This is a genomic window from Halosimplex rubrum, assembly GCF_013415885.1.
Taxonomy (GTDB): domain Archaea; phylum Halobacteriota; class Halobacteria; order Halobacteriales; family Haloarculaceae; genus Halosimplex; species Halosimplex rubrum.
The window spans coordinates 3,885,028-3,899,349 of the sequence record NZ_CP058910.1 but is presented as its reverse complement, the minus strand read 5'-3'; the positions used below and the strand labels follow the sequence as shown (position 1 = coordinate 3,899,349).

The following is a 14,322-nucleotide window of genomic DNA, read 5'->3' as shown; positions in this document are numbered from 1 at the left end:
ATGAAAGTCTACGACGGGACGACGACCGAGAGCGAGCCCGCGAGCCAGCCCGAGCGGGTAAAAGTCGGGATCGCCGAATCGAAGGTCGCGGACGAGGACGCGCTGCTCACGACAAGCGGGCTCGGGTCGTGTCTGGGCGTGGCGGTGTACGACCGGTCGGCGTCGGTCGCGGGTCTCGTCCACGTCATGCTCCCTTCGATCGACGAGATGGAGGGCGGCAACGACGCGAAGTTCGCCGACTCGGGGATCCGGGCGCTCGTCGCCGACATGGAACGGCGAGGCGCCGACCGCGAGCGCATGGAGGCGAAGATCGCGGGCGGCAGCGACATGCTCGACTTCTCCGAGAACGGCTCGGGGATCGGCGTGCGCAACGTCGAGATGGGACGCCGAACGCTCGCCGAGTTCGACATCCCCGTCGTCGGCGAGGATGTCGGCGGCGACCACGGCCGCTCGCTTCGCCTCGAAGCGACCTCCGGCGATCTCATCGTCAAGAGCGCGAATCGCGATCCGGTCACGCTGTAGCTGTCAGGACAGGGAGCGGTCCGTCCGACGCGCGTCCGACGGGCGCGCGGTCGGGTCTCCAGGGAATACGTTTATTTCACCGTTTTCGAGACGAAATTTACGTCCGACGTTTCTTTCCGCTCGCTCGTCGTTAGTTCAACGTCGGTAGCCTCGAATTAACCCATCTATTATCAGTAATGATACTAGAAACGATACATTGAAGGGTGTTAGAGCGGACTTACCGACGTAATGAGTCCCGTCGCTCAGTCGTTGGGCCCGGTCGCGCCGGGCGCGTCGGATGCGCTCCCCGCGCTGTTGGTCGTGTTGACCAGCGGCGTCCTCGGGATGAGTATCCGACAGATGATCGACATCTTCGGCGACGACGACGGGGACGGCGAGGACGACGAGAGCATGGCCGACGGCGGGCTGATGGCCGAGGACGGTGACGACGACGAGCTGGGCGGCTTCGGCGGCCTCGACGACGACGACGGCGGCGACGAGTTCGGCGAGTTCGGCGGCGACGAGTTCGGCGACATGGACGACGGCGGCGGCGGCGCGGACACGGACGAACTCGAACACCGCCTCGACGAGCTGGAGACCGAGGTCGGGAGCCTCTCCTCGACGGTCAACACCGTCCGCAACGAGAACGAGCAGATCGCCGAGACCGTCGACGATGTCGAGGAGAACGTCCGGAAGCTGCTGGACATCTACGAGATGGTCACCCGCGGCGTCAACCCCTTCGCCGACGACATGGAGCCCGGCGGGATGGGCGGCGCCGGCGGCGGCGGGAACTTCGGCCTCTTCGACGACGGCGACGACGGCGACGACGACGACGAGGACCTGGACGACGAGATCGCCAACGCCGACGCGGAGGGCTTCTTCGACGAAGACCTCGTCGAGGACGAGGGCCCCTCCGATGACGGCGTCGACGACGTGATGGGCGGTGACGGCGACGACCTGGACCCGTTCGAGGACGACGGCGGGACGTTCGACGACGACGCGCTGGACGACGACGAGTTCGGCGGGATGGACGACCTCGACGACGAGACGGACGGCCTGGACGACGACTTCGACGACGCGGACGACGGAGGAAACGACGACATGAGCGACGCATCCGACGGGGAGGGCGGCAAGTCCTTCGCGGAACTGAAAGACGAGTACGAGTCCGGCGACGCCGAGTGGGCCGACGAACTGGAGGGCGAACCCGGAGACGATCCGGGCGAGGACTCGCTCGAGGACGACCTGGGAGACGCCGACGACCTCCTCGACGACAGCGAGGACGGCGGCGACATGGCCGACGACGACCTCCTCGACGACAGCGAGGACGGCGGCGACATGGCCGACGACGACCTCTTCGACGAGGTCATCGAGGACGACGGGATCGACGACGAGATGGACGGGATCGGTGACGAGGTCGAGACGGACACCGAACCCGACGCGGAGCCGGAGCCGACCGCGGACGACGCGACCGGGCCGGACCCGGAGCCCGAGTCCGAGCCGGCGGCCGACGCCGCGGACGGGGCGGCCGACGCGGCTGCCCGGTCGGCGGCCGACGCTTCGACCGACGGAGCGGACACCGACGGCAAGCCGTACCTGACGACGATGCCGGAGGGGATCGCGAGCGAACTCGTGGTCGTCGAGTGGCTGGAGTACCTCGTCGACCGGGTGGGCGTCCGCGAGACGGCGCGGGCCATCGACTACTACGAGCGGATCGACTGGGTGGCCGAGCCGGTCGCCGAGGACCTGCAGGCGTACCTGCGCGGGTTCGACGGCTCGGGTGAGGAGGGCGGACTGACGATCGACCACCACACCCAGAGCCTGCGATACATCAGCCAGCTCGACGGCGACGCCGCCGAGGCCGTCGCGCTCTCGAAACTCGCGGGATCTCGGGGAGGTGGAGCCGATGGGCTTCAGCGTTAGCGGGTCCGCGGCGTTGATCTTCGCCGGCCTGCTCATCGCGTTCGGCATGTGGCACTCCGCCGCCGCCAACAGCTTCGAACGGGTCTCGGAGGCCCAGAGCGACCGGTCGGACGGACTGCTCGACCAGAAGAACACGGCGGTCGACATCGATTCGGCGTCCACCGCGGAGGGCGATCTGACCGTCGAGGCGACCAACACCGGGTCGACGGCGCTGTCGCTCAACGAGACGGATCTGCTGGTCGACAACGAGTACCGGACCGGCTGGCGAGCGAACGCCACCGTCGACGGCGACGCGGGGACGTACCTGTGGCTCCCCGGTGAGCGACTCGCTATCGAGGTCCCCCCGGAAGGAACGCCCGGTCGCGTCAAACTCGCGACCGAGGCCGGCGTCTCCGACACGGAGGTGGTCGTCTGATGGGCTTCTCCGTCAGCGGGTCGCTGGTCGTGATCCTGCTGGGGCTGTTCATCGCCCTGTCGGCGTACTACGGCAGCGTCTCCAACGCCGGCGAGCGCCTCCACGACGCGCGCAGCGCCGCCCAGGACCGCGCCGACCGGATCGCCGACTCCGACATCGAGATCACGGGACTGAGCGTGTTCTCGACCCCGTCCTGCGGCGTCCGAGTCGAGATCAACAACACCGGGTCGACGAAGCTGCTGTTGAGCGACACCGACCTGCTGCTGGGGAACGGCTACCGGACCGGCTGGGCCGAGGGAGCCGTCGTCGACGGCGCGGCCAACGGGTCGGAACCGGGGACGGACCTGTGGCTCCCCGGCGAGCGGCTCACCGTCGAGGAGTCCGGCCTCGACGCGGCGCCGCGGTCGGTCAAGGTCGTCTCCGGCCCCGGCGTCGCCGCCACGCGGGGGGTGACCGCCGCGTGTTCGTGAGCGATTCACTCGTGGCCGGCCGCGCCCGCCTGGCGACCCGCGCCGCCCGCGCGGAGGTGGTCCACCGTGGCTAGCGTCTCGGTGTCGCACATGATCCTGTTCATCGCGTCGATGCTGGTCGCCGCCAGCGTCGCCGGCGTGTTCACCGACACGGTCGGTCAGCTGAGCAACGCCATCGACGACCAGGGACTGCAGGTGAGCCAGGACGTGCGCACCGACGTGGAGATCATCAGCGACAGCGGGTCGGCGAACGTCTACGACGATGTCACGGACAACGTCACGCTTCACGTCAAGAACACGGGCTCGGAGACGTTACCGGCCGAGCCGAGCGCGGTCAACGTCTTCGTCAACGGGCAGTTCGAGACGGACGTGAACGTGTCGCTGTACGGCGAGGGGCCCAACTGGCGGCCCGGGTCGGTCCTGAAAGTCGTGATCGACCGGACCGACGACCCGCTCGACCTGAACACCGACCACCGCGTGAAGGTGGTCGTCAACGGCGACGAGGAGGTGTTCGAGTTCCGCACATGAGCATCGCGACCAACGATCTGTTCTCACTGGGACTGAAGGAGCGCGACCGGATCAACAAGGAGCTGGGCGGCGGTATCCCGCCCGGCAGCATCGTCCTCGTCGAGGGCGACTACGGCGCAGGCAAGTCCGCGATCAGCCAGCGCTTCGCCTACGGCCTCTGCGAGGAGGACCACTCGGTGACGATGCTCTCGACCGAGCTCACGGTCGGGAGCTTCCTCGACCAGATGCACTCGCTGGACTACGGCATGGTCGAGCACCTCCTCGACGAGGACATGCTGTTCCTCCACGCCGACATCGGCGACGGGAACACCTTCTCCGGCCAGGAGGAGGAGGGCGACCGCAAGGAGCTGCTCAAGCGGCTGATGGAGGCCGAGGTGATGTGGGACTCGGAAGTCGTCATCATCGACACCTTCGACGCCATCCTCCGCAACGACCCAAAGTTCGAGGCGCTGGTCCGCCAGAACGACGAGCGCCAGGCCGCTCTGGAGATCATCTCCTTCTTCCGGGACATCATCTCCCAGGGGAAGGTCATCATGCTGACCGTCGACCCCTCGACGCTCGACGAGGAGGCGATCGGCCCCTTCCGGGCCATCGCCGACGTGTTCCTCGAACTGGAGATGATCGAGGTCGGCAACGACGTGCGCCGCCAGATCAGCGTCCTCCGGTTCGCCGGTATGGGCGAGCAGGTCGGGGACACCATCGGGTACTCGGTGCGGTCGGGTACCGGCATCGTGGTCGAATCGCGCAGCGTCGCCTGACCCACCACGGAGACAAGCACAGCCATGACAGACCACGGACGACCCAAGCCCTCGGACGAACTCAGACAGGTGGCATCGCGCCGTCCGCACCTGATGGACCACCTGAAGAAGTTCAAGCAGATCACGGGGGAGTTCCCCACGTTCATCGAAGAGGCCGACGACGACTACGAGTCCAATCGGCCGAACGTCCTCTACCCCGTCGGCGGGCCGATCTTCTGTCACATCTACGGCGACATCGGCCAGGACATGAAGTACTACGCCATCGAGCCGGAACTCGACGACGAGGAGTCGGTCGTCTTCGAGCAGGTGCGCAACAAGCTCCTCCAGAAGTCCGTCAACAAGCCCGCCCCCACCAGCGACACGGAGTACGACGACCGCATCGAGGAACTGCTCCAGGAGTCCACCAACGTCACGGGCGGCGCCAGCGACGAGAGCGGCGTCCTCTCGCGGTTCAACAAGCTCTCGAACCTCGGGAAGGTCGAGGTCACCGAGTCGACCTACGAGAACATCCTCTACCGACTGAACCGGGACATCGTCGGGCTCGGCCCGCTCGAACCGGTGATGCGCGACCCCGCCAACGAGGACATCCACGTCATCGGCCCCCACGAGTGCCACGTCGACCACTCCGTCTACGGGATGCTCTCGACGACCGTCGACTTCGGCACCCCCGAGGAGTACGACCAGTGGCTCAAGAACATGGGCGAGCGCATCGGCGACCCCGTCTCCGACAGCGACCCCATCGTCGACTCCACGCTTCCGGACGGCTCGCGTCTGAACCTCATCTACTCCGACGACGTGTCCGTCAAGGGCCCCTCGCTGACCATCCGTCAGGGCGACGACGTACCCCTGTCGATCTTCCAGATTACGAAGTGGGGGACGCTTTCCCCGCAGCTCGCCGCCTATCTCTGGCTCTGCCTGGAGAACGAGCAGACCGTCTTCGTCGTCGGGGAGACGGCGTCGGGGAAGACCACCACCCTCAATTCCATCATGGCGTTCATCCCCCGCGACGCCAAGATCTACACCGCGGAGGACACCGCCGAGGTCCTGCCGCCCCACGACACCTGGCAGAAGCTCCTGACCAGAGAGGGCGAGGACGAGGCCTCCAGCGTCGACATGTTCGACCTCGTCGCGGCCGCGCTCCGTTCGCGCCCCGACTACATCATCGTCGGTGAGGTCCGCGGCGAGGAGGGGCGGATGGCCTTCCAGGCCGCCCAGACCGGCCACCCGGTGATGCTGACCTTCCACGCGAGCGACATCGTCTCGATGATCCAGCGGTTCACCGGCGAACCGATCAACGTCCCGGAGACGTTCATGGACGTGGCCGACGTGGCGCTGTTCCAGAACCGCGTCAAGCAGGGTGACGATGTCTTGCGTCGGGTCACCTCGGTCCAGGAGATCGAGGGCTACTCCAAGGAGATGGACGGTGTCGTCACCCGCCAGAGCTTCTACTGGGACCCCGTCGAGGACGATATCGTCTTCCAGGGCATGAACAACTCGTTCGTCCTCGAGGAGCAGATCGCGACCCTGCTGGGGTACGAGGACACCCGGGACATCTACGACGACCTCAACTTCCGGGCGAGCGTCATCGAGCGCGCCATCCAGGAGGGTATCCTGGGGTACCACGAGGTCAACGAGCTGATCGAGGACTTCCAGCGCGACGGCGTGGAAGGCCTCCCCTTCGACATCCACAGGACCGAGTGATGGCGTCGGCAGACGAATCCGCCGGGACCGTCGAACTCACGCTCACCTCCGCCCTCGCAGGGCTCGTCGACGCCTACGAGCAGATGCCGATGCCGCTGAACCGGTACCTCGGCGTCATCCTCGCCCCGTCGGCCGTCTTCTTCGTCGCCACCGTCGGCGTCGCGCTCCTGCTCGACGTCGCGCTGATGATCCGTGCGCCGATCCCGCTGCTGGGCTTCCTGATGCTCGCGTCGGCCGTCTTCTATCCGAAGATCCTGCTCTCCCAGCGCAAGAGCGAGCTCAACAACCAGTTCCACCTCGTCGTCACCCACATGACGGTGCTGGCGACGACGAACATCGACCGGATCGAGGTGTTCCGCCAGCTGGCGAAACAGGACCAGTACGGCGAGATGGCCGCCGAGATCGGCCGCGTCGTCGAACTCGTCGACACGTGGAACCTGAGCTTAGACGACGCCTGCCGCCGCCGCGCCAAACAGGTCCCCAGCGACGCCGTCTCCGACTTCTTCGACCGCCTCAGCTACACCCTCGGGGCCGGCCAGGCGTTAGACGACTACCTCGTCTCCGAACAGGACCAGATCATCGCCAACTACAAGACCGTCTACCAGGGGACGCTCGACAACCTGGAGGTCATGAAGGACCTGTACCTCTCGATGATCCTCTCGATGACCTTCGCGCTGGTGTTCGCCGTCGTCCTCCCGGTGCTCACCGGCACCAACCCGACGATGACCGTCAGCGCCGTCATCGTCCTCTACGTGTTCGTCCAGTCGGGCTTCTACCTCGCCATCCGCTCGATGGCGCCCCACGACCCGCTGTGGTACCACCCCGAGGACAAACCCTCCCCCGTCGAGGGCAAGATCCGCAACGCCACGATCGCCGGTACGGCCCTCTCTGGCGGCCTGCTGGCGTTCTCGCTGGTCGGCATGCTCGGCATCTCCCCGGTCACGCTGGACGACGTGGTCTTCTTCGTGGACCCGCTGCCGCTGCCGTTCTACGCCGCCATCCCGATCCTCCCTCTCCTGATCCCCGGCCTCGTCGTCAACGCCGAGGAGAAGAAGATCAAGGCCAGAGACGAGGAATACCCCAGCTTCATCCGCGCGCTCGGCGCGACCGAGGGCGCAAAGCAGTCGACCACCTCGACGGTCCTGGAGTCGCTCCGCAAGAAGGACTTCGGGCCGTTGACCGACGACGTGGACAACCTCTACAAGCGGCTGAACATGCGCATCGAGACGACCCAGGCCTGGCGCCACTTCACCGCCGAGTGTCGCTCCTCGCTCATCCAGAAGTTCTCCGAGATGTACCTCATCGGCCGCGAGATGGGCGGCGACCCCAAACTGTTGGGCGAGCTCATCTCCGAGAACATGATGGAGGTCCAGCAGCTCCGCCAGCGTCGCACCCAGGCCACGACCACCCTCGTCGGCCTCCTCTACGGGATCACCGCCGCCTCGACGTTCGCCTTCTTCATCGGCCTCCAGGTCGTCAACATCCTCGCCTCGATGAGCCTCGACCTCCAGAGCGGGACCGAGAACTTCGACGTGGGCAGCCTCATCAACACCGAGGTGTACAACATCCCGCTCATCGAGTTCCTGCTGATCGTCATCATCATGTTCGGCGCCATGCTGTCGGCGCTGATGGTCCGCACCGTCGACGGCGGCCACAAGATCAACACTTACGTCCACTTCGTCGCCCTGACCTGGCTCGGCTCGATCACCGCCGTCATGACGAAGTGGCTGGTGACGCAGTTCCTCGCCATCTAGAGACCCACTTTTTTCGGCGGAGAGCTCCTCGCGCGCCGGAGGCGCGCTGCGGGGATCCTCCGCCGAAAAAACTTGGGGAAAACACCGTCAGAGCAAGCTCTGACGAGGTCTCGTTCGCTCCGCTCACGAGACAGGCCGGACGACTCGGTCGCTGCGCTCCCTCGCGTCCGGTGAACCGCGCCTGCGGCGCGGATGCTCGGTGGCGAACCTGCCTGTCCCCGGGTCGGCCGACGAGACGGCCTCCCGGCCACCGCCCTGCACCGCGACCGCCACCGCACCGCGACCGCCACCGCACCGCGACCGCCACCGCACCGCGACCGTCACCGCACCGCGACCGCCCTGAACGGCCCCCTACAACTATCCGGCACCCAGTCGACGACCGCCCATGGCAGAACCGGAAGACACGCTCGCGCGCTCGCCCGTCGACTTCGACTCCGCGGTGGCCTACGCGCTCCACCCGGAGATGCGTCGGCTCATCATCCTCTATCTCGTCGGGACGCTGCTGCTGCCGATCGGCCTCTCGATGTTCGTCAATCCGCAGTTCATCGGCGGGCTCGCGGAGATCGTCCGCCAGATCATCGGGCTGGGGATCGTCCTCGTCGGCGCGACGTTCTTCTTCGGCGGCGTCGTCGGCGCGGCGTTCAAGGTCGTCGCCGACGCCAACATCCTCGCCGCAGCGCTGTTCGAGGACTGACCGGACCCGCGTGACTGTGCCGTTTTATCGGTGGCGCTCGTAGCGGGTGCCATGTGTGGCCGCTACAGTCTCTTCGCGCCGCCCGACGACGTCGAGGAACGCTTCGGCGCGACGTTCGACTTCGAGTTCGAACCGCGGTACAACGCCGCGCCGAGCCAGTCGCTCCCGGTTATCACGGGCGACGAGCCCGAGACCGTCCAGCGCATGGAGTGGGGACTCGTCCCCTCGTGGGCCGACGACCGCTCGGAGTTCGAGTTCATCAACGCACGCGCGGAGACAGTACGAGAGAAACGCAGCTTCGCCGACGCCTACGAGTCCCGCAGATGCCTCGTCCCCGCCGACGGGTTCTACGAGTGGACCGATCTGGGCGGGGCGAGCGGCAAGCAACCGTACCGCGTCACCGTCGGCGACGACGAACTGTTCGCGATGGCGGGGCTATACGAGCGCTGGACGCCGCCCCAGACCCAGACCGGACTCGCCGACTTCGGCGGCGGGTCCGAGCCCGACAGCGACCCCGACCCGGTGGAGACGTTCACCGTGATCACCACCGAACCGAACGAGACGATCGCCGACCTGCACCACCGGATGGCGGTGATCCTAGACCTGGACGAGGAGGAGCGATGGCTCACCGGCGACGCCGACGCGGCCGAGGCCCTGCTGGACCCCTATCCCGCCGAGGCCATGCGAACCTATCCCGTCTCGACGGCGGTCAACGACCCCGCCAACGACACGCCCGCGGTGCTCGAAGAAGTCGAAGTCGGCGGCTGATCCGACTTCGGCCCTGCCGGCGGTTCCGGAGCGCCACGATTCGAATCCTTTTAGGGCGCGACCGGACAACGGGTCGGTATGGCTATCAAACCCGCCTACGTCAAGAAGACCGGGACGCTGCTGATGGAGCGGTATCCGAACGCCTTCGGCCAGGACTTCGAGCACAACAAGGAAGTCGTCGCCGAACTCACGAACGTCGAGTCGAAGGGCGTCCGGAACCGCATCGCCGGCTACGTCACCCGCAAGCAGGGCCAGCCCGTCGAGGCGTAAGCGGCGCTCCGTTCTCTCTGTTCTGTCTTCGACGTCCCCGAGCGACGGCCGCGCCGTCTCCGGGATTGCGGATGATAGACCCTGACCGTGGTAGTCGTATCCAAACAGTTTTGAATGGGCGTGACTCTATCCCGGAACAATGACTGTCAGCGTAGGCATCCTCGGTGCGACCGGCGCGGTGGGACAGCGACTCATCCAGCTCATCGACCCGAACCCCGACTTCGAGATCGAAGCGCTCACCGCAAGCGAGTCCAGCGTCGGCAAGAGCTACCGCGATGCGAGCAAGTGGCGCATCGACATGCCGATCCCCGACGATGTGGCCGAGACGGAGGTCCTCGCGACCGAGCCCGACGTGGTCCCGGACGACGTGGACCTGATCTTCTCGTCGCTGCCCTCCAGCGTCGGCGAGGCGGTCGAACCCGACTTCTGCGAGGCGGGCTATATCGTCTCCTCGAACTCCTCGAACGCCCGGTCGGACGACGACGTGCCGCTGGTCATCCCGGAGGTCAACGCCGACCACATGGACCTCATCGAGGTCCAGCGCGACGAGCGCGGCTGGGACGGCGCGCTCATCAAGAACCCCAACTGCTCGACGATCACGATGGTGCCGCCGCTGGCCGCCCTCGACGAGGCCGCCACGCTCGAACGCATCGAGGTCGCCACGCTGCAGGCGGTCTCGGGCGCCGGCTACTCCGGCGTCTCCTCGATGGAGATCATCGACAACGCCATCCCCCACATCGGCAAGGAGGAGAAGAAGATGGAGACCGAGTCCCGGAAGCTGCTCGGCGAGTTCGACGGCGCCGAGGTCCACTGGCACGACGCCGACGTGGCCGCCTCCTGTAACCGCATCCCGACCATCGACGGCCACCTGGAGAACGTCTGGGCCGACACCGAGGAGGAGCTGTCGCCCTCGGAAGCCGAGGAGGCCCTGGAAGCGTACCCCTCGCTCGACCTCCCGAGTTCGCCCGACCAGCTCATCGAGGTGTTCGACGAGCCCGACCGACCCCAGCCCCGCATGGACCGCAACCTCGGCGACGGCATGACCGTCTCCGTCGGCGGCGTCCAGGAGACCACCCACGGCCTGCAGTTCAACTGCCTCGCCCACAACACCCTGCGCGGCGCCGCCGGCGCCAGCGTGCTGAACGGCGAACTGCTGGTCGACAGCGGCTACCTGTAAGGCGCCGGTTCCGTCCGGCGTCGCTCCGCCGAAGATAGACGACGTTTTCCCGTCCGTTCACCTATCGTCTGTATGGACGAGGGGACCTACCGCGTGTTGCCCGGCGACGAGGAGACGTGGCGCTTTCTCGACCGCGAGACCTACGAGACGGTCGCCGTCCGCCGCGACGGTCACGACGCGCCCGTCGCGGACCTGCACCCCGGCTACCTCGTCGACGCCGGGCTGGACTGGGGATCCGAGGAGCCCGCGGTCCGGACGCTCTCGGTCCAGCGGCCGACGCTGTACACCTACGTCGCCGACGCCGACCCCGTCTTCGAGGTCGCGGAGAGCCTCTGGGAGGAGACGCGCGCGGCCGGCGACGGCATGAACGCCACCCAGACCTACAACACCGACAACGCGGTCAACGGCGTCTGTTACGTCTTCGCCGACTCGGGCCAGCCCTCGATATTCGACGAGTTCCGCACCGGCGCTCGGCCGGTCGAACCGCTGGTCGACCGGGTCAACGACGGTCCGGACGAGCCCGAATCGCGGGAGGTGTTCGTCCTCGACCCCGTCGACGGCGCGTTCACCGTCGTCACGATCACCCTCTCGAAGGCCGGGCGCTTCGCCGAGACGATGCGGGAGACCTACGAGCGCGACCGCCCCGACGAACCGCTGGTCTGAGCGACCGAGTGGAGCGCGAGCGCGCGGGCCGCGAGCGCCCGCCGGTGCGATACCTTATCAGTCTGCAACGCCCTAGCACGCGTATGAGCATCCTGTCCGTGGTGGCCGCCCTCGCGGGCTCGTCCACACCGCCCCTCCAGTCGCTGCCGGGCCTCTCGCCGCTGACGATAGTCGGCGGACTGCTCCTCCTGATCGCCATCGCCGCGGTGTACTCGGCGGTCGAGATCGTCGAGGCCTACGAGAAGGAGGCGCTGACGGTCTTCGGCGAGTTCCGGGAGCTGCTGGAGCCCGGGATCCACGTCATCCCGCCGTTCGTCAGCCGCACGTACCCCTTCGATCTGCGGACCCAGACCATCGACGTACCCCAGCAGGAGGCCATCACCCGCGACAACTCGCCGGTGACCGCCGACGCGGTCATCTACGTCCGCGTCATGGACGCCAAGAAGGCATTTCTGGAGGTCGAGGAGTACAAGCGGGCCGTCTCGAACCTCGCCCAGACGACGCTGCGGGCGGTGCTGGGCGACATGGAACTGGACGACACGCTCTCCCGGCGGGAGATGATAAACGAGCGCATCCGCGAGGAACTGGACGAACCCACCGACGAGTGGGGGATCCGCGTCGAGAGCGTCGAGGTCCGCGAGGTCAACCCCGCCGCGGGGGTCAAACAGGCGATGGAACAGCAGACCTCCGCCGAGCGCAAGCGCCGGGCGATGATCCTCGAAGCGCAGGGCGAGCGGCGCTCGGCCATCGAGCAGGCACAGGGCGCGAAACAGTCCGACATCGTCCGCGCACAGGGGGCCAAGCAGTCGCAGATCCTCGAAGCGCAGGGTGACGCCATCTCGACGGTGCTGCGCGCGAAATCCGCCGAGTCGATGGGCGAACGCGCCATCGTCGACAAGGGGATGGAGACCCTGGAGAACATCGGCCAGGGCGAGTCGACGACGTTCGTCATGCCCCAGGAGCTCACTTCGCTCGTCGGCCGGTACGGCAAGCACCTCTCGGGCAGCGACGTGAGCGGGACGACCGCGGTCGACGGCGACGGGTCGCTCGACAGCCTCGACTTCGACGCCGAGACGCGCGAGCTTATCGGTCTCGACAACATCGCCGAGATCATCGGGGAGATCGACGAGGAAGCGCAGGTCGATATCGACGCGATGGAGGAGGAGGCGCGAGCCATCAAGGAAGGGGACGACGCGCGGGCCAGCAGGTCCGAACCGGTCGAGGAACGGGAGTAGTCGCGGGACCGAGACCCGCTGTCGGCGACGCCGCGCGATCCCCTCAAGGTTTATTCGACCGCCGAACGAGGGGCGAGTATGGTCTCCAGAGACACGACCGTCCATCTGACGGTCGTCGCCCTCGCGATGGTCGGCCTGACGGCGGTGCTGTGGCTGCCCGCCGACCCTGCAGTGATGGCCGTCGCGTTCGCCGCCTACAACGGTGCTATCTTCGCGGGCGCGCACCTGTATCTCGCCTGGCGCGGCGAGGACGGGCTGGTCCCCGTCGCCTCGCGGTGGCGGTTCGTCGCCGCCGTCGCGGCCGTCCTGTCGCTGGCCGCCCTCGCCTTCTTCACCGACCCGGTATCGATCGGGTCGGTCACCTCCGACGCGGTGTTGCGTGGTGGCGCCGCCGCCGTGGCGCTCGGCTATCTGGTCGTCGAAGCGCGTGACGGCTATCTCGAGTCGACGGCCGAAAACGGCCTCTAGCTCGCCCAAACAGCCGATCAGACGACCTGATTCGGCAGGCCTTTCCACTCGCCGCGCTCCTCCGCGCTCGCCACGGCCTCGGCGACGATGTCGGCCAGCCGCTGGAAGTACTTCGGGGTGTGGCCGGCGTTGTGCGGGGTGATCAGGACGTTCTCGAAGGTCCACAGCTCGTGGTCCTCGGGGAGGGGCTCGGGGTCGGTCACGTCCAGCGCGGCGCCGCGGATCGAGTTCGACCGGAGCGCGTCCACCAGGTCGCCGGTGTGGACGACGCCGCCGCGGGCGGCGTTGACGAGGACGGCGTCAGTCGGCATCGTCTCGAACACCGCCTCGTCGATCAGGTGTTCGGTCGCGTCGGTCAGCGGGCAGGCCAGCACGACGTAGGCCGCGTCGGCGACCGCCTCGGCGATGTCTTCGTAGCCGTACACCTCGTCGGTCGGCCCGCCCTTCTCGGGGGTGTATCGGACGCCGACGGTGTCGACGTCGAACCCGCCGAGGCGCTGGACGACCGACTCGCCGATGGGCCCCATCCCGACGACGGCGACGGTGCTCCCGGCGAGTTCGCCCGTTCGGTGCGAGCGCCACTCCCGCCGGCGCTGGCGCCGGCGCGATTCGAGGAACTCGCGGGTGAACGTGAGGATCGCGCCGACGGCGTACTCGCCGATGTTGGGGCCGTGGACGCCAGAGGCGTTCGTGACGGCGACGCCGTGCTCGCGGAAGGCGTCGAGGGGGAGGTGGTCGACGCCGGCGAACGAGCAGGCGAACAGCTCCAGGTTCTCCGCGCGGTCGAGGTCCGCCTCGTCGATCGAGAAGCCGGCGACGACGCGGGCGCCCGGGAGCAGTTCGCGCTCCTCGTCGGGCGTCGCGGCGTAGCCCACCTCGCGGTCGGGCAGGCGCTCGGCCAGCGCGTCGACGTACTCGCTCGGCGGGATGCCGTGGATGTTCTGTCGCAACACCAGCACTTCGGGGGCGTCGGGAGTGGACTCGGCTGTCATGTCCGCCC

16 protein-coding genes are annotated in these 14,322 nt (G+C 67.4%); 15 read left to right on the top strand and 1 reads right to left on the bottom strand.

The annotated features are described in order from the left end of the window. The 15 genes from HZS55_RS19530 to HZS55_RS19460 all read left to right on the top strand — a co-directional run bounded on the left by HZS55_RS19530 (position 1) and on the right by HZS55_RS19460 (position 13,322). Positions 1 to 522, top strand: coding sequence for a chemotaxis protein CheD (locus tag HZS55_RS19530; RefSeq protein ID WP_179909218.1), 522 nt, complete (start codon positions 1 to 3; stop codon positions 520 to 522). 228 nt (positions 523 to 750) lie between these two features. Continuing rightward, on the top strand, positions 751 to 2,421 hold the full coding sequence (locus tag HZS55_RS19525; protein WP_179909217.1) for a FlaD/FlaE family flagellar protein: 1,671 nt from the start codon (positions 751 to 753) through the stop codon (positions 2,419 to 2,421). Beyond that, positions 2,405 to 2,836, top strand: coding sequence for a flagellin (locus HZS55_RS19520; RefSeq protein ID WP_179909216.1), 432 nt, complete (start codon positions 2,405 to 2,407; stop codon positions 2,834 to 2,836). The genes HZS55_RS19525 and HZS55_RS19520 overlap by 17 nt, the downstream gene beginning before the upstream one ends. Then, entirely contained in the window at positions 2,836 to 3,306 is a 471-nt protein-coding gene (locus tag HZS55_RS19515) for a flagellin (RefSeq protein ID WP_179909215.1), read from the top strand. Before HZS55_RS19520 ends, HZS55_RS19515 begins: the two co-directional genes overlap by 1 nt. Before the next feature lie 66 nt (positions 3,307 to 3,372). Next, positions 3,373 to 3,834: a CARDB domain-containing protein gene (locus HZS55_RS19510; RefSeq protein ID WP_179909214.1), complete on the top strand. Its 462-nt coding sequence runs from the start codon at positions 3,373 to 3,375 to the stop codon at positions 3,832 to 3,834. After that, entirely contained in the window at positions 3,831 to 4,592 is a 762-nt protein-coding gene (locus HZS55_RS19505; protein WP_179909213.1) for an ATPase domain-containing protein, read from the top strand. Before HZS55_RS19510 ends, HZS55_RS19505 begins: the two co-directional genes overlap by 4 nt. 24 nt (positions 4,593 to 4,616) lie before the next feature. Then, a complete protein-coding gene (locus HZS55_RS19500; RefSeq protein WP_179909212.1) occupies positions 4,617 to 6,293 on the top strand; it encodes a type II/IV secretion system ATPase subunit in 1,677 nt (558 codons plus the stop codon). Next, complete coding sequence (flaJ, locus tag HZS55_RS19495; protein WP_179909211.1) at positions 6,293 to 8,047, top strand: archaellar assembly protein FlaJ; 1,755 nt, start codon at positions 6,293 to 6,295, stop codon at positions 8,045 to 8,047. Before HZS55_RS19500 ends, flaJ begins: the two co-directional genes overlap by 1 nt. Positions 8,048 to 8,432: 385 nt before the next feature. Beyond that, complete coding sequence (locus HZS55_RS19490; protein WP_179909210.1) at positions 8,433 to 8,741, top strand: hypothetical protein; 309 nt, start codon at positions 8,433 to 8,435, stop codon at positions 8,739 to 8,741. Between the two features lie 51 nt (positions 8,742 to 8,792). Further along, positions 8,793 to 9,509: an SOS response-associated peptidase gene (locus HZS55_RS19485; RefSeq protein WP_179909209.1), complete on the top strand. Its 717-nt coding sequence runs from the start codon at positions 8,793 to 8,795 to the stop codon at positions 9,507 to 9,509. Between the two features lie 78 nt (positions 9,510 to 9,587). Then, entirely contained in the window at positions 9,588 to 9,779 is a 192-nt protein-coding gene (locus tag HZS55_RS19480; protein WP_006883661.1) for a 30S ribosomal protein S17e, read from the top strand. A 139-nt stretch (positions 9,780 to 9,918) separates the two neighbouring features. Further along, positions 9,919 to 10,956 (top strand): aspartate-semialdehyde dehydrogenase, encoded by a 1,038-nt coding sequence (gene asd, locus HZS55_RS19475; RefSeq protein ID WP_179909208.1) that lies wholly within the window; start codon positions 9,919 to 9,921, stop codon positions 10,954 to 10,956. Positions 10,957 to 11,028: 72 nt separating this feature from the next. Beyond that, complete coding sequence (locus tag HZS55_RS19470) at positions 11,029 to 11,619, top strand: DUF6663 family protein (RefSeq protein WP_179909207.1); 591 nt, start codon at positions 11,029 to 11,031, stop codon at positions 11,617 to 11,619. An 83-nt stretch (positions 11,620 to 11,702) separates the two neighbouring features. Next, positions 11,703 to 12,854 carry an SPFH domain-containing protein gene (locus HZS55_RS19465; protein WP_179909206.1) on the top strand — a complete coding sequence of 384 codons (1,152 nt, stop codon included), beginning with the start codon at positions 11,703 to 11,705 and terminating at the stop codon, positions 12,852 to 12,854. 78 nt (positions 12,855 to 12,932) lie between these two features. Beyond that, positions 12,933 to 13,322, top strand: coding sequence for a hypothetical protein (locus HZS55_RS19460; RefSeq protein WP_179909205.1), 390 nt, complete (start codon positions 12,933 to 12,935; stop codon positions 13,320 to 13,322). Positions 13,323 to 13,339: 17 nt separating this feature from the next. Here the strand turns inward: HZS55_RS19460 and HZS55_RS19455 are convergent, their stop codons facing one another. After that, complete coding sequence (locus tag HZS55_RS19455; protein WP_179909204.1) at positions 13,340 to 14,314, bottom strand: D-2-hydroxyacid dehydrogenase; 975 nt, start codon at positions 14,312 to 14,314, stop codon at positions 13,340 to 13,342. Positions 14,315 to 14,322: the final 8 nt, after the last annotated feature.